This is a genomic window from Paramaledivibacter caminithermalis DSM 15212 (genome assembly GCF_900142245.1).
Taxonomy (GTDB): domain Bacteria; phylum Bacillota; class Clostridia; order Peptostreptococcales; family Caminicellaceae; genus Paramaledivibacter; species Paramaledivibacter caminithermalis.
Genome location: NZ_FRAG01000010.1, coordinates 1 through 20,591 on the forward strand (window position 1 = coordinate 1; position 20,591 = coordinate 20,591).

22 protein-coding genes and 1 pseudogene are annotated in these 20,591 nt (G+C 30.9%); 22 read left to right on the forward strand and 1 reads right to left on the reverse strand.

Annotated elements, in window-relative coordinates; all coding sequences use genetic code 11:
* The 7 genes and pseudogenes from BUB36_RS05575 to BUB36_RS05605 all read left to right on the forward strand — a co-directional run.
* A pseudogene (locus BUB36_RS05575) lies at positions 1-279 on the forward strand (UPF0236 family protein); the annotation flags it as partial.
* A 440-nt stretch (positions 280-719) separates the two neighbouring features.
* Positions 720-890 (forward strand): DUF896 domain-containing protein, encoded by a 171-nt coding sequence (locus BUB36_RS05580; protein ID WP_073147870.1) that lies wholly within the window; start codon positions 720-722, stop codon positions 888-890.
* 29 nt (positions 891-919) lie between these two features.
* Entirely contained in the window at positions 920-1,372 is a 453-nt protein-coding gene (locus tag BUB36_RS05585; protein ID WP_207550768.1) for a chemotaxis protein CheW, read from the forward strand.
* A gap of 114 nt (positions 1,373-1,486) precedes the next feature.
* A complete protein-coding gene (locus BUB36_RS05590) occupies positions 1,487-1,969 on the forward strand; it encodes a hypothetical protein (protein WP_073147874.1) in 483 nt (160 codons plus the stop codon).
* Between the two features lie 178 nt (positions 1,970-2,147).
* Positions 2,148-3,305 carry a sensor histidine kinase gene (locus BUB36_RS05595; protein WP_073147876.1) on the forward strand — a complete coding sequence of 386 codons (1,158 nt, stop codon included), beginning with the start codon at positions 2,148-2,150 and terminating at the stop codon, positions 3,303-3,305.
* Positions 3,306-3,307: 2 nt separating this feature from the next.
* Positions 3,308-3,967 (forward strand): response regulator, encoded by a 660-nt coding sequence (locus BUB36_RS05600; protein ID WP_073147878.1) that lies wholly within the window; start codon positions 3,308-3,310, stop codon positions 3,965-3,967.
* A 241-nt stretch (positions 3,968-4,208) separates the two neighbouring features.
* Entirely contained in the window at positions 4,209-5,633 is a 1,425-nt protein-coding gene (locus tag BUB36_RS05605) for an aminopeptidase (protein WP_073147880.1), read from the forward strand.
* Positions 5,634-5,779: 146 nt separating this feature from the next.
* Here BUB36_RS05605 and BUB36_RS05610 read toward each other — a convergent pair whose 3' ends face one another.
* Positions 5,780-6,673, reverse strand: coding sequence for a selenium metabolism-associated LysR family transcriptional regulator (locus tag BUB36_RS05610; protein WP_073147882.1), 894 nt, complete (start codon positions 6,671-6,673; stop codon positions 5,780-5,782).
* Positions 6,674-6,981: 308 nt separating this feature from the next.
* On the opposite strand from BUB36_RS05610, the gene BUB36_RS05615 reads away from it, so the two are divergent.
* The 15 genes from BUB36_RS05615 (at position 6,982) to BUB36_RS05680 (ending at position 20,573) form a co-directional block, all read left to right on the forward strand.
* Positions 6,982-7,404, forward strand: a complete 423-nt coding sequence (locus BUB36_RS05615) for a rhodanese-like domain-containing protein (protein ID WP_207550769.1) — start codon at positions 6,982-6,984, stop codon at positions 7,402-7,404.
* A 117-nt stretch (positions 7,405-7,521) separates the two neighbouring features.
* Positions 7,522-7,716 carry a 4Fe-4S binding protein gene (locus BUB36_RS05620; protein ID WP_131821215.1) on the forward strand — a complete coding sequence of 65 codons (195 nt, stop codon included), beginning with the start codon at positions 7,522-7,524 and terminating at the stop codon, positions 7,714-7,716.
* Between the two features lie 59 nt (positions 7,717-7,775).
* Complete coding sequence (locus BUB36_RS19620) at positions 7,776-7,943, forward strand: hypothetical protein (protein WP_165613038.1); 168 nt, start codon at positions 7,776-7,778, stop codon at positions 7,941-7,943.
* 390 nt (positions 7,944-8,333) lie between these two features.
* Complete coding sequence (locus BUB36_RS05625) at positions 8,334-8,804, forward strand: hypothetical protein (protein ID WP_073147888.1); 471 nt, start codon at positions 8,334-8,336, stop codon at positions 8,802-8,804.
* Positions 8,764-10,302: a sodium:solute symporter family transporter gene (locus tag BUB36_RS05630; RefSeq protein ID WP_084111757.1), complete on the forward strand. Its 1,539-nt coding sequence runs from the start codon at positions 8,764-8,766 to the stop codon at positions 10,300-10,302. The genes BUB36_RS05625 and BUB36_RS05630 overlap by 41 nt, the downstream gene beginning before the upstream one ends.
* A gap of 104 nt (positions 10,303-10,406) precedes the next feature.
* The gene (locus BUB36_RS05635; protein WP_073147892.1) at positions 10,407-11,027 is read left to right on the forward strand and encodes a flavodoxin family protein; all 621 of its coding nucleotides are present in this window, start codon (positions 10,407-10,409) and stop codon (positions 11,025-11,027) included.
* A gap of 14 nt (positions 11,028-11,041) precedes the next feature.
* A complete protein-coding gene (locus tag BUB36_RS05640; RefSeq protein WP_073147894.1) occupies positions 11,042-12,604 on the forward strand; it encodes an AMP-binding protein in 1,563 nt (520 codons plus the stop codon).
* A gap of 15 nt (positions 12,605-12,619) precedes the next feature.
* Positions 12,620-13,654: a 3-oxoacyl-ACP synthase gene (locus BUB36_RS05645; RefSeq protein ID WP_073147896.1), complete on the forward strand. Its 1,035-nt coding sequence runs from the start codon at positions 12,620-12,622 to the stop codon at positions 13,652-13,654.
* A 364-nt stretch (positions 13,655-14,018) separates the two neighbouring features.
* Positions 14,019-14,612, forward strand: coding sequence for a TetR/AcrR family transcriptional regulator (locus BUB36_RS05650; protein WP_073147898.1), 594 nt, complete (start codon positions 14,019-14,021; stop codon positions 14,610-14,612).
* Positions 14,613-14,782: 170 nt separating this feature from the next.
* The gene (locus BUB36_RS05655) at positions 14,783-15,991 is read left to right on the forward strand and encodes a COG1470 family protein (protein WP_084111759.1); all 1,209 of its coding nucleotides are present in this window, start codon (positions 14,783-14,785) and stop codon (positions 15,989-15,991) included.
* A 2-nt stretch (positions 15,992-15,993) separates the two neighbouring features.
* The gene (locus BUB36_RS05660) at positions 15,994-16,959 is read left to right on the forward strand and encodes an ABC transporter ATP-binding protein (RefSeq protein WP_073147900.1); all 966 of its coding nucleotides are present in this window, start codon (positions 15,994-15,996) and stop codon (positions 16,957-16,959) included.
* On the forward strand, positions 16,940-17,896 hold the full coding sequence (locus BUB36_RS05665) for an ABC transporter permease (RefSeq protein WP_084111761.1): 957 nt from the start codon (positions 16,940-16,942) through the stop codon (positions 17,894-17,896). The genes BUB36_RS05660 and BUB36_RS05665 overlap by 20 nt, the downstream gene beginning before the upstream one ends.
* 103 nt (positions 17,897-17,999) lie before the next feature.
* Positions 18,000-18,548, forward strand: a complete 549-nt coding sequence (locus tag BUB36_RS05670) for a sigma-70 family RNA polymerase sigma factor (protein ID WP_073147902.1) — start codon at positions 18,000-18,002, stop codon at positions 18,546-18,548.
* Positions 18,545-19,537: a hypothetical protein gene (locus BUB36_RS05675; RefSeq protein ID WP_073147904.1), complete on the forward strand. Its 993-nt coding sequence runs from the start codon at positions 18,545-18,547 to the stop codon at positions 19,535-19,537. The genes BUB36_RS05670 and BUB36_RS05675 overlap by 4 nt, the downstream gene beginning before the upstream one ends.
* A gap of 67 nt (positions 19,538-19,604) precedes the next feature.
* The gene (locus BUB36_RS05680) at positions 19,605-20,573 is read left to right on the forward strand and encodes an AAA family ATPase (protein ID WP_242655725.1); all 969 of its coding nucleotides are present in this window, start codon (positions 19,605-19,607) and stop codon (positions 20,571-20,573) included.
* Positions 20,574-20,591: the final 18 nt, after the last annotated feature.

The following is a 20,591-nucleotide window of genomic DNA, read 5'->3' on the forward strand; positions in this document are numbered from 1 at the left end:
GCTAGATTGAGTTCTAGACCATTAGCATGGAGTATAGTAGGTGCTGATCAAATGGCACGACTAAGAGTACATCGTGCCAATGGTGGGAAAGTATATGAAACAATGATAAAAAAGAGAAAAGAAAAGCAGAAAGAAAAAAGAATCGAGAAGTTAGATAAAAGAGTTGTAAAAAGAAAATTAAATAAAAAAGTAGAAGAAAAAATTGATAATATAACTGTTTTGAATATTGGGAAAAGAACTTGGGCTAGTGAATTACTCAAGTCTGTTCGTGGTGCTTAATTTCATCAGAACATAAGAATTTTTTTTAAATTTTTTTCCTACAGTATCTTGACACTATCATATGAAAAACTTTTGTTGAAGTTAAGTGAATTTTGATGTAAACTTGTCATAGAAAGAACCTCTTTTCGTGATATAGTTTTTGTTTTAACGCTTTAACTTTAACACAAAATTAGGTTCTTTTCTTTATTTTTTTGTTATTTCACCCAATGGGTGCAAAGTCCAATTTGTTGGACTACTTGTTAATACTACGATTCAATCATTTTTGATGTTTTCTATGAATAATTCAGGGTAAAATAAAAAAATTAAGGAAAACATATTACTGCTATGCTTTCCTTAAAATTTTTTATTAATCAGCAAGTTATTTGTTTGTAAAGTAATTGACATAGAAATATTTTAAATGATAAGATAGTATCAAATATAGTGATTTTGGAGTGAGAGTCGTGTTATCAAAGGATAAACTAGATAGAATCAATTTTCTTGCAAAAAAAGCAAAAACTGAAGGACTAACTAATCTGGAAAAGCAAGAACAAAAAAAGCTAAGGGAAGAGTATTTAAAGGTATTTAGAAAGAATTTTAGAAAACAGCTTGAATGTATTGAGTTTCAAGATTAATAAACACTATGTTAAAAGGGGGAATATTAGTGGCTGAGAAGCAATATGTAATATTTAAATTAGGAAATGAGGAATATGGTGTAGATATAATGAAGGTAAAGGAGATAAGTGAATTTAAGGATAGTACTAAGGTTCCCAATGCTCCATATTTCGTTGATGGAATAATTAATTTGAGAGGCGAGATTATTCCGATAATAAACTTGAAAAAGAGGTTTAATATATCAATTGGGGATATCGATTCTGACACAAGAATTATTGTTATCAATATTAATGACAAAAATGTTGGATTTGTTGTTGATGAGGCTTCTCAAGTGTTAAGGGTTAATGATGAAGATATTGATGCAGCTCCTGAGATAATAGCAGGAGTAGATAGGCAATATATCACAGGGGTAGGAAAAGTAGGAGAAAAAATTATTATCTTGCTAGATCTAGAAAGAATTCTTACAGATGAAGAAAAAGAAAAATTAGGAGATTTGGAATAATATTGTATTAAATGTTGATAAAAAAATCCCTTTTGACAACAGTATAAGTCATCATTTGCACTATATATAGTGTATAATCACAATATCAATACAATATATAGTGAGGTGGAAATGATGAAGAAGATACTGTTGTTATTTTTATTATTAGTAACTTTAATGATTAACAGAAATATGATATTTGCAGTTGAAAATATTTCTAATGATGTTAAACAAGAAGAAATCATTAAGGTTAAGAATGAGGTACATGATTTATTGAATAAAAGAGCTGCTTTATGGAACAAATTATTTTCTCAAAAAGTAGAATTGGAAGAAGTAAATAAGGAATTAAAGAAAATCGTTGCACCGCCTTTACTTACATACGATATGGAAGCTTTTAATGAGATTAAAACTAAACATACAAGTATGGAAAAGATATTGAAGGTTGATGTTTTAAAGGTAAAAGGTGTTAGTTTAGAAGAAGAAAAAATTATTGTTGATATAGAAGTTGAATGGCTAATGGAAGGATTTGAGGAAAACTATAAACAAAAAGTGGATTACCAGATGGTTCTCATTAAAAGAGAGGATATATGGAAAATAAGCGATTATGATGTTATATAGTTTGAAGCTATATAATAAAAAGCAGTTAAAATTTAAAACCATTATACTTGTGATGTGAACTTTCCATTCACATTTTTCTTTTTTGTAAAAATTAGATGTGTAATACTATTTCATATATTCTTGAGATTAGTTATAATAAAATAGTATTATTTTTATTAATAAGTTTTGAGGTGTTTTAATGACGAAAAAATTAGATGTTGAAGTTTTAAATGAGGTTATAAACAAAACTATTCAAGCTATTGAATCAGGAAAAAAAGAAATATTCGAGATTTCTGAATCTGCTAGAAAAGAATGTGATGACATCGAAAATGAGCTTATTGAACTAAAGAAAAAAGCTGCAAAGATAATTGAAGAAGTAGATTTGCTTGAAAGGCTTGAAAAAAGCAGCAGAAAAAAATTATTAATTGTTAGTAGAAATTTCAGCCAATTTGATGAGGAAGACATTAAAAGGGCATATGAGGATGCAAATAATCTTCAGCTTAGTCTTAGTTTAAAAAGACAAGAAGAAAAGCTACTAATCAGTCGAAGAAGTAATCTTGAAATGAAATTAAAAAGATATAAAGCTGTTGTTGAAAAAGCTGAGTCATTGACTTCAAAGGTAGGGGTAGTTCTAGGATATTTAAGTGGAAACCTTAAAGGAGTTTTTGAACAATTAGAGGATATTCAACAAAGGCAATTCATGGGAATCAAGATTATAAAGGCTCAGGAAGAAGAAAGGCAGAGAGTATCTAAGGAAATTCATGATGGACCTGCTCAGACAATGGTCAATGTTGTTCTTAAAGCAGAATTATGCGATAGACTTTTAGATATTGACAAAGAAAAGGCAAAGAAAGAATTGCAGTTATTAAAGGGAATTGTTAGGGATAGCCTAAAAGATATAAGAAAAATTATATATGATTTGATGCCCATGTCACTAGATGATTTAGGTTTGATACCAACTATTCAAAGATTAGTCTTAAATTTTAAGAATGATACTAAAACTGATGTAGATTTTATTGTTAATGAAAAAAATGAAATAAAAGAATCAATTATTCAACTTACAATTTTTAGAATAATCCAAGAAGCTCTTAATAATATAAAAAAACATGCTGAAGCTAATAGGGTTTTAATTAGACTAGATATTGGTATCCAAAAAATTTATCTTAAGATAATAGATGATGGAATTGGATTTAATGTGAATGAGAAAGTTAATTCGACAGATGATAAAAATGGTTTCGGGCTTTATAGTATAAGGGAAAGAGTAGATCTCCTGAATGGAAATATTGATATAGAGAGCGAAAATAGAAAAGGTACTATAATAAATGTTTCTATACCTTTATGTGAAGAGGAGGAGTAAATATGGAGCAAAATAAGATTAGGATTTTAATAGTGGACGATCATTCACTTATGAGACAAGGATTGAAGCAAATTTTAGAGATAGAAGAGGACATTGAAGTAGTGGGGCTAGCTGTAGATGGTGAAGAAGGTTTAGAAAAGTGTATAAAGTTAAAGCCCGATGTCATGCTTTTAGATATTAATATGCCTAATATGAATGGGATACAGACATTAAGGAGAATTAAGGATATGGGCATTGAAACAAAAGTGATTATGCTAACTATCCATGATGATAGAGAATATTTGTTTGAGACAGTTAACATTGGAGCAGAAGGCTATGTGCTAAAGGATGCTGAGTCAAGCAGCTTAATTAGTGCTATTAGAAATGTTCATTGTGGAGAATCCTATATTCATCCTAGCTTAGCATCAGAATTTGTTAGAGAATATAAAACTCGTGGGGCAGATTGTGAAAAAGAGCATAGTAAAAACAAGTTAACACGAAGAGAATATGAAGTTTTAACACTTATTGCTGAAGGACTTAATAATAAAGAAATAGCTGAAAATTTATTTATTAGCGAAAAAACTGTTAAAAATCATGTATCAAATATATTCAAAAAAATTGACGTTAATGATAGAACTCAAGCAGCTATTTATGCTTTTAAGCATAATATAAAAAAGATTTAGTCATTTGACTAAATCTTTTTTATGGAAAAATAGTAAATTTTTATAGAAATAGTAAAATCTATATTAAAAGAACTGTATTTCAAATGAAAAATTTTGCTTTATTTGGATAAAATAAAATTTAATAATAATATTACATAGGTGTAATTATGAAATTTATGTTATTGACAAATATCTACAAAAAAAATAATATTAAAGTATAAAAAAATATGTATATAAAAATATTTTAAGATGGAGGTTATTTATGAATAAAGAATTTAAAGAAGATCATGAGAGGATAATGTTTTGTTTTCAAAACGCATGGGAAGGATTAAATGAAGGGGAAAAGAAATCAATATTCAGTTTTGCAGATGAATACAGGGATTTCTTAGATAATGGAAAAACAGAAAGAGAATGTGTGGATGAAATAGTTAAAATTGCAAAGCTTAAAGGGTTTAGAAATATTCAAGAAATTATAAAAAATAATGAAGAGATAAAACCAGGTATGAAAATTTATGCCCATAATAAAGGTAAGACAGCTTTATTATTGGTGGTAGGACAGGAGAAAATTGAAAAAGGAATGAATGTAGTAGGAACTCATATAGATTCTCCAAGATTGGATTTAAAGCCATTTCCATTATATGAAGATGGTGGACTAGCTCTACTTAAAACCCATTATTATGGAGGAATAAGAAAATATCAATGGACGTCTCTTCCCCTTGCCCTACATGGAGTGATATTTAAAAAGAACGGGGAAAAAATTGACATAATTATTGGTGAAGAGGATAATGACCCAGTATTCTTTATAACAGATTTACTTCCCCATTTATCTAAGAATCAAAGCGAAAAGAAACTTGAGGAAGGTATAACTGGTGAAGGATTAAACATTGTAGTAGGTAATATACCATTAGGTGATAATGATATAAAGGATAAAGTTAAATTTAATATAATGAAAATTTTAAATGATAAATACGGTATTGAAGAAGATGATTTTACTGTAGCAGAAATTGAAGTAGTACCAGCTGGTAAAGCTAGAGATGTAGGATTGGATAGGAGTCTTTTAAGCGGATATGGTCATGATGATAGAGTGTGCTCTTTTGCGGCATTAAAGGCTATTCTAGATATAGAAAATCCTCAAAGGACTTGCGTATCATTTTTTGCTGATAAAGAAGAGGTTGGAAGTCAAGGAAATACTGGTATGGAGTCTATGTTCTTTGAAAATATGATTTCAGAACTTATAGCATTGCAAAATAAAACCTATAATGAATTGTTATTAAAAAGAGCACTTTCGGCTACTAGAGTCTTATCAGGAGATGTTGCAGCAGGATTTGACCCAAATTATCCAGATGTACATGATAAGAGGAATGCAGCCTTTATAGGTAAAGGAGTTGCTATAGTCAAATATACGGGTTCAAGAGGAAAATCAGGATGTAATGATGCAAATGCTGAATTTACTGCACAAGTAAGAAAAATATTTAGTGATAATAATGTAGTATGGCAAGTTGGAGAACTAGGAAAGGTTGATCAAGGCGGTGGAGGAACCATAGCCTATATATTAGCTAACTATGGTGCAGAGGTAATAGACTGTGGTACCCCAGTATTAAGTATGCATGCTCCTTATGAATTAATAAGCAAGGCTGATTTATTTATGACTTTTAAAGGTTACAAAGCCTTTTTAAAGGATGCGTAAGAATTATTTTAGTTCTAAGATTGATATCGTTTTAGAAAAAAACAATAGAAATAAATTCCACCTGTATTTAGGTGGAATTTATCTTACACGCTTATGAGACTGGCTTTAAAACTTGAAATTAAAATACGTCGAAGATGTCTTTATCCTTATTTGGATTCTAGAACAAATTTTTTGAAGGTCTCAGCTAAAGGAGACAATGCTCTACTTTTATGATAAACAAAATAAAACTTTCTTTTGACTTGAAAATCTTTTATATGAATGTCTTTTAAAAGTTCATTTTCAATATCCCAAGCAACTGCTTGATGCGATATAAATGTGAAGCCTAAGCCTTTTTTTACACATTGCTTTATTGTTTCTGTATTTTCTATATAAGCTACTATATTTAGATCATCTAAAGAAATATTATTTTTGCTTAATACATTTTCAACAATATTTCTTGTTCCAGAACCTTCTTCCCGTATAATAATGGGAAGCTTAAGAAGCTTTTCCAGTGTTATAGAATCAATATTTAAATACTTACCTCCTGCATTTGGTCCCACAAAGACAATTCTATCATCCATAATTTCTATATATTCTAATTGTTTATGTTCCTTCTTAGCACCTACAATACCGAAGTCTATCTCTCCATATAAGATTTTATCAATAACTTGACCAGTATCATATTTTTTTAAATCATATTTTACATGTGGATAAATTTTACTGAATTTCTTCAAAAGCTCAGGAAGAAAATATTGTTCAGGTATAGTGCTAGATGAAATTTCTAGTATGCCTTCAATTTTTCCTTTAAATTGATTAAGAGTAAAAATAGCATTTTCCTTTTTGTTGAGAATATCTATAGCATGCTTATAAAGTAATGCGCCAGCAGTAGTTAAAGTAATTTTTTTATTAGTTCTATTTATCAATACAGTATTAAGCTCTTTTTCAAGATTAATAATATGGTTACTTACAGTTGGTTGTGTGATAAATAGGTTTTCAGCAGCCTTGGAAAAGCTTTTAAGCTTTACTACTGCTACAAAGGTTTCTAGTTGTTTAAAATCCATAATTAACACCCCAATATTGTTATCATATGATAATATTAACATAATGAACTTTCAAAATAAAGATAATTGTGTTTACATGATAATTATTTTAAATGGCAAAATAAATTAGTTTAAATTTTAATTTAAGGATTAGCTTTTTCAATTTAATATATATTTTACAATCTTGAATATATAGGATTTACATAGTAATAGAGAAGTATAAAAAATATAGAATTGAAGGGGTTAAGATATATCAAAAATAAAAATTTTTATTTACATAATATTGTTAATAATGTATAATTTATATATAATTAGCATATGCCAATATTATGTTAATAGTTAATCTAAGGGACGGAGGGGATGAAATGGAAGCTATTTATGAAAGTGTTGAGAAATATTTTAAAGATTTACGAAATGGGTGCAACAATCTTATTGATTGTCAGCAGTTAAAAGAAAAAATTGTGGCAGGAGAAAAGCTATTTTTACTTGATATTCGAAAAAAGGAAGATTATGATAAAGGCCATATAGAAGGAGCTTTTCATGCAGAATGGCCAGAGGTATGGGATTTTATTCAAGAGGGAGTTTTTAGAAAAGACGAAAAAATAATTGTTATCTGCTATACTGGTCAAACAGCTGGACAGACTGTTTCTATACTTAAAATTTTAGGTTATGATGCTTGTTCATTAAAGGGCGGCATGAACAATGGATGGAATAAAGAGGATATGCCTATTCAAGCTAGTTGTAGTACATGAGATTAAGATTAAAGCTCTAGTTTAGAGATTAAAAAACCTAGGTCGAAGGGCCTAGGTTTTAGATTGTTAACAAAGTCAACAAGATAACAGGCTTTTGAGAAAGCCTAAGTTCGAGGCGTGCTGAAAAGGGGTGCAAGTGAATTGATGATAAAAATCGATTATAGTAAATGCAATGGATGCCTACAATGCTTAGAAGCTTGTCCTGTAAATGCGATTACTAAGGAGGGCACAGTTGTAATAGATTATAGCCGATGTATGAAGTGTAGAACATGTCTTATTTCATGTCCATTAAATGCCATTAATATTAAATAGAAAGGTTATAATCTTAGAATTTAAATATAAGTATGTATTTAAATACTGTCGTAAGGAGGTTGATCTTAATAGATAATGTAAGTCTATTTGACAAGATTACAGCTATAGTGGCAGGTGGGATTATACTAGTTTTTATAGTAACATTAATTATTTGTAGGGTTCGATATGAGTGGGAAAGAGAAGAACTTGATGAATATTGGAAAAAATGCAGAGATGATGACTGGTAGATAATATAAGGTGGAGGTATGCTGATTTTTATACAGTATGCCTTCACCTTATATATTTTAGAAAGCTGTATGGACTGCATAGTAACGGATATTATGATGAATATAAAATGAATAGAATAGAGTAAATAAAGAAAAATATACAAAATGTTCTTAAAATTTAATAAAATTCAAGAATTCTATTGACAGGAAAACGGTTTTGCTATATTCTATAATTAAATATGAAAGGTGATTCATGTTTCATGTTTTTTTCTATAAACTATACTTTGAAATATGGCTAGTATGACGTATAAGATCTTATAAATACAAAAAAAGGGGGATTGATAAATGGATGAGGTATGGCAGTAAAGTGGGTATCAAAGAAATGAATATTTAATTAAAGGGGGCATTGGAATGAATTTGAGTAAAAAAACAACATTGTTTATTGTACTGATTGCTATATTATGGGTAACAATTACAATTATGGGTTGGACGGGAAATTGGTTCCCAGCAATGTTTCTAGGACTAGTTTTAATGATATTACATATGATGCTAGGTTCAGCTCAAAATGGTAAGCTAAATAAGAGATTGTTTTTTTATCCCTTACTTTGTTGGCTTATATTATGGACTATGAGTTTTGCTCTTTCTTATCATTATGGAAATTTATTTGCAGGTAAATTACCTAACTTCACCATTCTTGGCTTCCATCCATCCTTTGCTTGGACAATTTTAACTTATTGGATAGGTGGGGTAGCTACGTTGTCTTTGGGCTTTGTTGTTCAGAAGGATTTATGGTTATCAGATAAAAACTGGGAAGAATTCAAGAGGAAGATAGCTAAAATGAATGAAGAGAAAGGTGGCGAGTATAGTGACGGCAGGAGTTAAAACCTTAATAGTAATATTTTCATTTGGTATGATTGTAGCATCTTTTCTTATTGGCTGGGTGGCAAAAAGAAAGGTTACATCAGCCCAGGCTTATTTCGGAGGGACAGGACTTTTTGGACCTTTTGTAGTTGGATTTTCAACCATGGCAGCAGTTGCTAGTGCCTTTGCAATAGTGGGAATTCCAGGAATTATTTATTCAACAGGAAATACGATGACATTTTGGATGCTTTCATCAGCGGCTTTTGCTATGGCCTATATGATACTTGGGAAAAAGGTTAGAGCAATGGCGGAATTGGGACCAGTAGCAAGCTTAGGAGACATATCGGATTTAAGATTCAATAATAATAGAGCAATTAAAGCAATAATGTCAATAGTATTATTCTTAGGATGTGTTGCCTATTTAGCATCTCAAATAAAAGCATGCTCTACGCTCTTTGCCCATTTACTTGGTTGGAATCCTATACTTGCAGGTTTTGTAATTTTTGGTGTTCTCACAATATATACTGCTATAAGTGGAGAAGTCGGAGGAATTTTAACACAAGCTTTCCAAGGATTGGTAATGGTAATAGCAGGCGTAATTATGATAGTGGCATTTTTTTCAATTACAAAGGGATTTGGACCTTTGCTTGAAGTGGTTTCAACAGCAGGAAAAGTAACTGATGGAGAAATAACTAAAGTGTTTAGTGCAGATATATTAAATGCATGGGGTGTATTTCCTGGATCTGTTGCAATGGCATGGATGATTATTCCTATTCTCGGGACTATAGGGCAACCTCAGGTTCTAACAAGAATGTATGCATTAAAAAATCCTAAGGATATGCCAAAGCTTGGTTTATATGCATCATTATCACATATGATAGTCGGATTTTTTGCAGTAGTTATGGGATATGGAGCACTATTTCTAGTTGGAAAAGGTTTGATTAAACCCTTAGCTAGTGGAGATCAAGCAGTTTTCGCTTTTGCGGATTATGTTGGTGTTCATGCTCAACTCTTTGTATATGCTGCTGTTTTAGCCGCTGCTATGTCTTCTGCCAGCTTGTTTCTTTCATTAACTTCAGGCATAATCTCAAGGGATTTACCGAGTGCATTTGGATACAGATTTTCTAGTGAAAAGCAAATGAAAATATCTAGAATAACAATATTTGTGTTAGGGGTTTTATCAATACTATTTGCATTAACAAGTAGTGAAATGGTAGCAATTCTAGGAACTTTTGGTTGGGGTACTTTAATGTCAGCTACTTTCCCAGTTTTTATAATCGGATTATTATGGAAGAAGGCAAGTAGCCAAGGCGTATTGGCAGGATTAATAACGGCATTGGGATTAAACATAATTTCATTGATATTGGTACGTACAGGATTTAAATGGCCAGGGGCTTTACCGTGGTATGTGAATGTAATTACAGCTTCTATTGCTGTTACAGTATTTATCTCATTATTCACTAAAGGAGCAACAGAAGAAGATTTGGATGAAAGAGTTAAGGCTGTAATAGATTTATAATGTTTAAGTTTAGCAGAGGAATACTACAAAAACCTCTGCTAGACAAAATATTTTCGGTTATTTCAAAATCAAGAAAGTTACTTTGAATTGGATGTGAAAGGAGAATGAAGTTGAAAATTATTGGTATTTGTGGTAGTCCCAGAGAAAAAAGCAATACGGAATTTTTTGTTCAATTGACATTAGATGAATTAAAGAAAAAAGGTTTTGATACTGAATTTATAACGCTTAGAAATAAAAAAGTTCAAGAATGTAGTGGCTGTTACTATTGTGCGAATAACAATGAATGTAAAATTAAAGATGATTTTGATGATATCTTTAGAGAAATGCTGCAGGCTGATGGTATTATTTTAGGCTCTCCAGTATATCATTCTTCAATAACTCCAAAGTTAAAGGCTTTACTAGATAGAGCAGGTTTTCTTGGACGATGGGTTGCAAATGATATGAAGGAAAAAAAACAGGCATATGATTGGAAGGGCACAGCTTTTTCAGGAAAAGTAGTATCTCCAATAACTGTAGCTAGAAGAGCTGGTCAAAACTTTACATTTGCGCAATTATTATTATGGGCAACAGTTAATGATTGTATAGTAGTTGGGTCTAATTATTGGAATGTAGGGGTAGCAGGCAAAGGTGGAAATGTTGATGCCCATGAAGACACGGAAGGAATAGGAATTATGAAGCATTTGGCAGAAAATATGGCTCATGTCATTAAACAATTAAATAAATAAAGGGGGCAGATTTTATGAAAAATTGCGGATGGATTGGGAATTATTCATATTTTAGGGCAAGAATATCTCCTAATAAAGAGGCAGTTTATGATTTAGATAATGATATTCATTACACCTACTATGATTTAGAAAATAGATCGAATATTGTCGCTAATTATCTAGCAGAAAAACTAAATGTTACTAAAGGAGATAGAGTAGCTTTTATAACTAGAAATTGTGTTGAATTAATTGATGCTTATTACGCTACAAGTAAACTAGGAGCTATACTTGTGCCATATAATGCACGTTTATCAATAAATGAATTAGAACAATTAATCAAAAATGAAAGTCCAAAGATTTTATTTTATGAAGAAATCTTTAAAGATACTGTAAATGAATTAAAGAAAAGAGTTGAAATAAGCAAATATATAGTTTTATTAAATGCTAAAGAAAAAACCGATGATTTACATTACGAAGAAATTATTAATTATGAAAATGATAAAATGCGATTTTGTAGTGAACTTGATTTTGAAGATGCACATCTGATTATACATACTGGGGGAACTACTGGACTACCTAAAGGTGCTATGATTTCTCATAGAGCAATGTTATTTAATTCAATAAATGAAGTTATTACTTGGAATATTTCCCATAATGATAGCGCCCATATTTTACTCCCATTATTTCATACTGGAGGATGGAATTTATTAACATTACCTTTATTGCATGCTGGGGGACGAATAATAATAAATAAGCAGTTTGATCCCAAGCTAGCCTTGAAGATTATAAATGATGAGAAGCCTACATTCGTTTTTGGAGCAGCTACTATCTTTAGGATGATGATTAATTTACCTGAGTTTGAAACCACAGATTTCTCATCGGTTAAATGGATAATGGCAGGAGCGGCACCTACTCCTATAAATATCATGCAGAAATTCTGGAATAAGGGTATAAGATTTGTTTTAGGATATGGAATGACTGAAGCTGGACCCAATAATCTTACTGCACCAGCTGAATTTATGGATTTTGAGCAGATAAAAGAGAAATATGCATCTGTTGGAAAACCCATGTATTTCACACAAGCAAAAATCGTTGATAATGAAGGTAATGAAGTTGGTATAGATGAGCCAGGAGAATTAATTTGGAGTGGTCCTCAGATATTTTCAGGATATTGGAATAATGAAGAGGAGACGAAGAAAACCTTGATAGACGGATGGGTTTATACAGGAGACATGGCTATAAAGGATAAGGATGGATTCTTTTATATTGTTGGTAGAAAGAAAAATATGTTTATCAGTGGCGGAGAAAATGTATTTCCACCTGAGATAGAAAAGATATTATATGATTTTCCAGAGATACATGAAGTATGTGTAATAGGCGTTCCCGACGAAAAATGGGGTGAAGTAGGTAAGGCTGTTATTACATTAAAACCAAATAAGAAAATTACTAAAAAAGAAATTATAGATAGATTAAGTATGAAATTAGCACATTATAAAGTTCCTAAATATGTGCAGTTTATTAATGAAATTCCTAAAAATAACGTTGGGAAAATAGTAAGAGCTAAGATTTTGGAATACTATGGGAAAGCAGAAGATTAGGAAGGAGAAGCATATATGGAAAAAAACAGTATAGTAGGCATAAAAAATATTGGAGTATATGTTCCTGAGAGTATTAGAGATGCAAATTATATTGCGGAAAAATCAGGTATTCCTAAGGATATTATTGAAAATAAGTTTGGAATAAAAAGAGTACACAAAGCAGGACTTAATGAACATGTTTCAGACATGGCGATAAAGGCTGCAAAGGAAGCTCTTGTTGACTTTGATCCCATGGACTTAGATTTAGTTGTATACTGTGGGAGTGAATATAAAGATTATTATTTATTTAATTTAGCTGCCAAGGTACAGTACTCTATTGGAGCGAAAAACGCCAATGCTTTTGAAATTCACTCACTATGCTCAGCGGGAGTTTTATCACTAAATGTTTTGAAAAGTATGATATTAAATAATCCCGATATAGAAAATGTTCTGCTGGTTTCCGCTTCCAAAGAAACAGATTTGATCGATTATACCAATCAAAGGGCAAGATTCATGTTCAATTTTGGAGATGGAGCAGCCGCAGCCCTACTGAGTAAGGGGTACATGAAAAATATAATATTGGCAACTCACATGATATCAGATGGAAGCTTTGCAGATGATTTAGCGGTGTTTGGTGTTGGCTCAAAAAATTATTATAACTATGATATGTTAGGCTATGATTTACGAAATCTAGATGTAAAGGATGCAAAATCAATGAAGGAAAGATTAGACCCTATATCACTAGATAATTTCTGCAAGGTTATCAGTAGATCCGTAGAAAAAAGCGGATATAGACCAGATAAAATAGATTTTATAGCTCCAATTTTCATGAAACGTTCTATACTGGGTAATATACTAGGACGGTTTAATTTAACGGAAGAAAATTCATTTGTTTTAGAAAACTACGGGCATTGTCAATCAGCCGATGCATATATTTCTCTTAAGGAAGCAAATAAATTGGGACGTTTAAAGGATGGGGATGTTGTTGTCATGCTGGGTGCAGGAACTGGTTATACTTGGGCGGCTACAACAATACTTTGGGGGGAGTCAAACGAAAATTATTATCAGTAAAATTTTAGAAGCAGGAATGAAGATTTTTCAGACCTAAAGAAATGACCTTGAAACTTGCAACTAAAAAGCATTGTTAGATGCCTTTGTCCATAATAAGATTATTATAAAAATCACTCAAATGAAATGTTAAAGCCCCTATGGCATTTTAACAAAGATTTTTTGTTTTTTAGCTGTATATGAGGAACGGATAATGTGATAGTTTTCAAGATGACGAGTTAGAATTTATTTACATAAAGTAATAAATATGATAAGCTAATTACTTGTAAAGGTGTATAGATTCTGTAGATAGTGTCAATATTTTACCTAAATAAATTATTCAGCTAAAAAGCATATATTGGAAATTATAATAAATGGGGTGTTTCTTTTGAGTGAAGTAAATCTACCAAAAACAAAAAGGGGTAAAGAGACATTAGATAAAATTTTAAAAGCTGCAGAGGTGCTTTTCAGTAGTCAAGGGTATTATAATACATCTATTACTGATATAACTAGAAAAGCCAATGTTGCATTAGGCACATTTTATATTTATTTTAAAGATAAAAAAAGTGTGTTTGCTTTTTTAATAAACGAATTGAGTAAATCTTTGAGACATGAATTATCATTAGCTATAAAAGAATGTAAAAGCAGATATGAGGCTGAATATATAGGTTTTAAAACTTTTTTTGAATTTGTTAAACAGCATAGAGGGTTATATAAAATTGTATGGGAGGCACAATTTGTTGATAAAAAGGTTTTTAGAGATTATTACGAGGGCATTGCAAAGGGATATATAGAAAGAGTTAACAAAGCAAAAACCTGTGATGAAGTAAAAAAGGAATTAGATACAGAAACAATTGTATATTGTTTAATTGGTATAGCAAACTTTATAGGGCTTAGATGGGTTATCTGGGAAAATGAACCTGTTCCTAATAGAGTTATTGAGGATATGATGAAATTTATCAAAGAAGGTGCTTTTAATTAGAAAAATTAAGAAATAAGAAACTGTATGCATAGTGATATGTTACAGTTTTTTATTTGTTTTTTGAAAAAAAATAAAAATGTATAAAAAAATAATTTTTTTGTAGCACTTTGATATTCTGAATCGTCTAAATATATGAAAATGAAAAACAAAATAAAAGGAGGAATTCTATCATGAACCCACTAAAATGTAAAAATGAAAGTATTAAAAGAGATTTAAAAAAATTGATAATTAAGAGTTTTTCTTTAATTCTTGCAATGACATTATTACTTACTATACCTGCAACTATAGCTTTTGCTGAAGGGAGTTTAGTCATTAGCACACCTTTCACAGGATTAGAAGTAAAAGCTGGAGAAACCCTTGAATTTCCTTTGAAAATTGAGAATAATACTGCAAGCTCACAAAAAGTTGGATTAACAATTAGTTCTATTCCAGATAATTGGAAATGGACTCTAGAAGGAAGAGGTAAATCAGTTAATAAAGTTTTTATAAACGATAAGTCATATGAAAACTTAGACCTTAGCATCGATATTCCTGTAGATGCTAAAAATGGTGATTACAAAGTTGTTGTTGAGGCTAAAGGAACAGGGATTTCCGATAAATTGATACTAGATATAAGTGTTAGAGAATTAACAGAGAAGGATAGCAAGCTTTCTGCTGAATATCCAGATTTAGAAGGAACTCCAACAACAAATTTTAAGTACAGAGTAGATTTAACGAATAATAGTAATAAACCTCAGTCATATAGTCTAGAAGCGAAGGTGCCAAGAGGATGGAAAGCAACCTTTTCACCAGCACATTCAAGTGAAAAGATTGCCAGTATTAGTGTAGAACCCAATACAAATCAAGGGTTAGATATAAATATTGATCCTCCAAAGCTTATTAGTGCTGGAGAGTATACTATCCCCATAATAGCAAAATCCGCTGATGAGACATTGAAACAAGATTTAAAGGTTGTAATCAAAGGCATCTATGAAATAAATATGACGACTCCTACGGGAAGATTAAGCGAAGATGCTTATGCAGGAAAGAAAAAAGAAATAAAGCTTGTTGTAAGCAATACAGGAAGTGGAGATTTAAAGGATATAGAATTTAGTTCATGGGAACCTAAAAATTGGGAAGTTGATTTTGAACCTAAAGAAATAGATATTCTAAAAGCTGGTGAAAGTAAGGAAATAAAGGCATATATAAAGCCTGACCAAAAAGCTTTAGCGGGTGATTATGTAGTTGAGCTGAAGGCTAGAACGCCTGAAGATAGTAGTAGTTCAGAGTTTAGAATTACTGTAAAAACCCCTACTACTTGGGGAATAGCTGGAGGGTTGATAGTAGTTGGATTAATAGTTGGACTATACTCTATATTTAAAAAGTATGGGAGACGATAGCTATGACTACTAATTATATTATAGAAACAAAAAATTTAACTAAAAAATATGATAAATTAACGGCTGTTGACAGTTTAAATCTCAAAATTAAAGCAGGAGAGATATATGGTTTATTAGGTCCTAATGGTGCTGGTAAGACTACAACTATCTTGATGATGTTAGGTCTATCAGAACCAACAGATGGGGAAGTTTTTATAGATGGATATAATTCAACTACAGAACCAATAAAGGTAAAGAGAATAGCAGGATATTTGCCAGATAATATAGGATTTTATGAAGATTTGACTGGTAGAGAAAATTTGAGATTCATTGCAGAATTAAATGGATTGCCTAATAAGGATTTAGATGAGAGAATAGATTCTGTACTAAAAAGAGTAGGGCTTTTAGATGTAGGAGATAAGAATGTAGGAGCTTATTCTAGGGGTATGCGTCAAAGACTAGGAATAGCAGATATACTTATAAAGAATCCTAAGATAGTAATATTTGATGAACCAACGCTGGGGCTAGACCCTGAAGGAATTGAAGATATTTTAAATTTAATTAGTGATCTTTCTAGAAAGGATGGGAGAACTGTTTTAATATCATCTCATCTACTATATCAGATACAAAAAATATGTGATAGAGTAGGGATTTTTGTAAAAGGAAAATTACTTGCATCAGGACCTATTGAATCTTTAGGTGCTCAGGTATTTGATCAGGAGTCTTTTATATTAGAACTTAAAGCTGATGATGAAGGAGATAGGTTATTTAATATTATTAATAGTATTCAAGGAGTAGATGAAGTTACTAAAGAAAATAATAAGATAATCATAAAGTCAGAGATAGATATAAGAAAAAAGCTGATGAAGGAGATGTATGAAAATAATTTTACAATTCTTCATTTAAAGCTGCTTGAACGTGAACTTGATGATATATATAAGAAGTACTTTGAAAAAAAGGAGGGATTACATGAAGCCCTTCATGTGTGATGGATTAAAGGTGCTATATAAGAAAGAAATTTCTGATCATTTAAGAAGTAAAAGATTTATAATAATATTAATATTAATTAGTATTATTGGATTTGCTAGTATATATAGTGCAGGTATAGGAATAAGGGAAGTTGTAAATAAAGAAAATAATGATTTTATATTTCTTAGACTATTTACTAGTAGTGGAGATTCTATACCGTCCTTTGTTTCCTTTATGTCATTTTTAGGACCATTGATAGGACTTTCATTAGGATTTGACCTAATTAATGGTGAGAGGGCAAGGGGGACTTTAAGCAGGTTATTGGCTCAGCCAATTTATAGAGATACAGTTATAAATGGAAAATTCCTTGCAGGAACGAGTATTTTAGCTATAATGGTAGTATCACTTGTATTGGCTGTTGGTGGACTTGGGATTATCTTGATAGGAATTCCACCAACACTTGAAGAAATTGGACGATTAACAGTTTATTTAGTATTGACCATACTATACATAGGAATATGGTATGCTATTTCTTTGATGTTTTCCCTAATATTTAAGCAGACAGCAACATCGGCTTTAGCAGGAATAGCATTGTGGCTTTTTTTAACAATTTTTATAGTACTTATTGCGGGTATAGTAGCAAATGGACTATATCCTGTTAATGATCATCCTGCAATTGATACTGTACTTAAGCATGAAGCTGTAAAGCGAAATTTGAGTAGGATATCACCTATAACTATCTATAACGAAGCAATGACTACTATATTGAATCCTGGAGTAAGAACCATGGGGTTAATCATGACCAGCCAGTTAGAGGGTGCTATAGCTAGTTCACTACCCCTTGGACAAAGCATATTGTTAATATGGGCACATATAGTTACAATGATTGCAATGATCATGGTTTGTTTTGCAATCTCATATATATTATTCATGAGACAAGAAATAAGAGCAATATGAATAATAATGAAGGCACACTAGTTTCTTAAAATAGTATTAGTGTGCCTTAAGGGCTTATGTTAATAAACTGGTATATATAATTTATTGTGTTGGAGTTGGTTTTATGATTGTTAAATCAAAACCTCAAATATCTGAAAACCATAATAAAAACGAAGCCTTGGAATATCTAATGAAGAGATTTGGTGATAAGATAATAAAATTAGCATATTATTACGTGAGAGATAGATATCAGGCGGAAGATATAGCACAAGAAGTATTTTGCAAGGTTTATGAGAATTTAGATGATTTTAGAGGAGATAGTTCCTATTATACGTGGATTTACAAAATTACGGTAAACAAATGTCGTGACTATCTAGCATCAGCAAAATTTAAAAAACTATTATTTTGGGATAATATAAAAAAGTTAGATAGTCTAAACAATCAATCTGATGTAAATCGATTATTTGAAGAAGCTGAAGGCGGAGAAGTATTTAGTAAAGTTATGGATTTGCCCACTAAGTATAGGATGGTTGTAGTTCTATACTATTTTGAGGAATTTACTACTGTCGAAATAGCAGGTATATTAAATCTTAAGGAGAGTACTGTTAGAACTAGACTTTGTAGAGCTAGAGAGAAGTTGAAAAATATTTTGGCTGAGGAGGCGATAATATGAATGATAAAGAGTTAGATAAAAAATTACAAATAGCCAAAAATCAGTCAAAGATATTTTTTGATAAATTCAATTTTGATACAAGTAAGAAAATCGTACATAAAAGAATCGATGCTAATAGGCATGTTAAAAGAAATCCCTTTGGAAAATATTTAACTAATAGGATATGGAGAAAAGGTGCTGTAATTATTTGTGCTATAACACTTATATTAATTGTTACAAATCAAATTGATAATAATAGATTTATGAATAAAGCAAACCTTTTGCTACAGCAAGCAGTAGAACTGGATGATGATCAAGATAGTTATTTAGTTAATTATTTTCGTGTAGATAATCCAAACAACAATAATAATCTATTAGCAATATTATGGCAGAAGAACTCAAAAGGAAATTATGAAATTATATATAGCAGTATGATGGAAAATACAGATATACCTAATCCAGTAGATGTTATCAATGCTACTGAGGGTAAATATGCTCTTGTTTCATCAAGCAATAAACAAGAAAATTTTATTCATTATAGGTTGGTAAAATATAGTAATAATTCTGTTAAGGCTTATTTAGAGGAAAACTATGTACCAGAAGGGAAGATTAAAGTTTGTAATGGTATGCTAATAGAAGAGAGAACAATACCTAAAAATTATTATTCAAATTACAACAATAGAAGTATGGATAAATTCAACAGAGTATATAGATATTTTATTCCAGTTGAATTAAGAAGTGATGGAAGCTTTGCCTTAACCACCAGTAAAGTCAAGTTAAAAAAAGGCGGCACATTAACATTAATCCTAGATGATAAAACTGTGCCTTTAGAATTTGAATACAATAATGATGTTTTAAATAGAACAGATAATAAATTAGAGCCTAACGAAACTATACAAGCTTATATAAATTTTGAAGCAAAAGAAACAGGATTTTCTAATCTAAAGATAAAACAAAAGAATAATATTCAAAAAGAAAATGAACTATTTATAGAGATAGTTGACTATTAAATCTTAGGGAGAGTCCTCATGTTTTTACTGTCATGAGGTTTAAAATGTGTTATAGGAGGGGAAATCTTTGGAAGAACAACAAATGGAAAGGACAAGCTTCTTTGAGGAGAAAAATGTAATATCCTTGTTAAAAGAAGAAATTAATAAAGTGATTATTGGACAGGATTATATGGTTGATAGAATACTTGTTGGTCTTTTAACAGGAGGGCACATTTTATTAGAGGGTGTTCCAGGATTAGCTAAATCATTGACTGTAAGTACTATTGCAAAGACTATTGGAGTGGATTTTAAAAGAATACAATTCACACCAGATTTGCTGCCAGCAGATATCGTTGGAACAGAAATATATAAACAAAATACTGGTGAGTTTGTAATAAAAAAGGGACCTATTTTTGGGAATTTGATACTTGCTGATGAAATAAACCGTGCTCCTGCCAAGGTTCAATCTGCATTACTTGAAGCAATGCAAGAAAAGCAGGTAACAATCGGTGAAGCAACCTATGAGTTAGATAAACCATTTTTAGTAATTGCAACCCAAAACCCCCTTGAACAACAGGGTACTTATCAGCTTCCAGAAGCTCAGCAGGATCGTTTTATGTTAAAGCTAAAGATAAAATATCCTAGCAAGGAAGAAGAAAGAGAAATTATTAAGCGGTTTTCAAGGGAAGAATCTAGTAAGCTTGAAGTAAAGGAGATATTGACTAGTAAGGATATTTTTAAAATGAGAAAGAAAATAGAAGATATCTATATAGATGAAAATATCGAAAATTATGTACTTGATATTATTTTCAAAACTAGGGAAGATTCAAAGTATATTGATTGTGGTGCATCCCCCCGTGCTTCTATTAACCTTATTAAAGCGGCAAAATGCAGGGCATTTATACAAGGACGTAATTATGTTGTTCCAGATGATGTTAAAGCTATGGTCTATGATGTTCTTAGGCATCGAATTTTACTTACATATGAGGCAGAAGCTGAGGAAATCACTTCAGAAGATATAATAGCAGAAATTTTAGAGCAAGTTAATTTACCATAGCTTAGAAATAAAGGTCAA

Coding starts and splice junctions, on each gene's coding strand:
- BUB36_RS05610 (WP_073147882.1), bottom strand. CDS start 6,673: ATGGATTTTAAACAACTAGAAACCTTTGTAGCAGTAGTAAAGCTTAAA.
- BUB36_RS05635 (WP_073147892.1), top strand. CDS start 10,407: ATGAAGTTGAAAATTATTGGTATTTGTGGTAGTCCCAGAGAAAAAAGC.
- BUB36_RS05640 (WP_073147894.1), top strand. CDS start 11,042: ATGAAAAATTGCGGATGGATTGGGAATTATTCATATTTTAGGGCAAGA.
- BUB36_RS05660 (WP_073147900.1), top strand. CDS start 15,994: ATGACTACTAATTATATTATAGAAACAAAAAATTTAACTAAAAAATAT.
- BUB36_RS05615 (WP_207550769.1), top strand. CDS start 6,982: ATGTTAATAGTTAATCTAAGGGACGGAGGGGATGAAATGGAAGCTATT.
- BUB36_RS05670 (WP_073147902.1), top strand. CDS start 18,000: ATGATTGTTAAATCAAAACCTCAAATATCTGAAAACCATAATAAAAAC.
- BUB36_RS05625 (WP_073147888.1), top strand. CDS start 8,334: ATGAATTTGAGTAAAAAAACAACATTGTTTATTGTACTGATTGCTATA.
- BUB36_RS05595 (WP_073147876.1), top strand. CDS start 2,148: ATGACGAAAAAATTAGATGTTGAAGTTTTAAATGAGGTTATAAACAAA.
- BUB36_RS05590 (WP_073147874.1), top strand. CDS start 1,487: ATGAAGAAGATACTGTTGTTATTTTTATTATTAGTAACTTTAATGATT.
- BUB36_RS05630 (WP_084111757.1), top strand. CDS start 8,764: ATGAAGAGAAAGGTGGCGAGTATAGTGACGGCAGGAGTTAAAACCTTA.
- BUB36_RS05600 (WP_073147878.1), top strand. CDS start 3,308: ATGGAGCAAAATAAGATTAGGATTTTAATAGTGGACGATCATTCACTT.
- BUB36_RS05645 (WP_073147896.1), top strand. CDS start 12,620: ATGGAAAAAAACAGTATAGTAGGCATAAAAAATATTGGAGTATATGTT.
- BUB36_RS05655 (WP_084111759.1), top strand. CDS start 14,783: ATGAACCCACTAAAATGTAAAAATGAAAGTATTAAAAGAGATTTAAAA.
- BUB36_RS05605 (WP_073147880.1), top strand. CDS start 4,209: ATGAATAAAGAATTTAAAGAAGATCATGAGAGGATAATGTTTTGTTTT.
- BUB36_RS05675 (WP_073147904.1), top strand. CDS start 18,545: ATGAATGATAAAGAGTTAGATAAAAAATTACAAATAGCCAAAAATCAG.
- BUB36_RS05665 (WP_084111761.1), top strand. CDS start 16,940: ATGAAGCCCTTCATGTGTGATGGATTAAAGGTGCTATATAAGAAAGAA.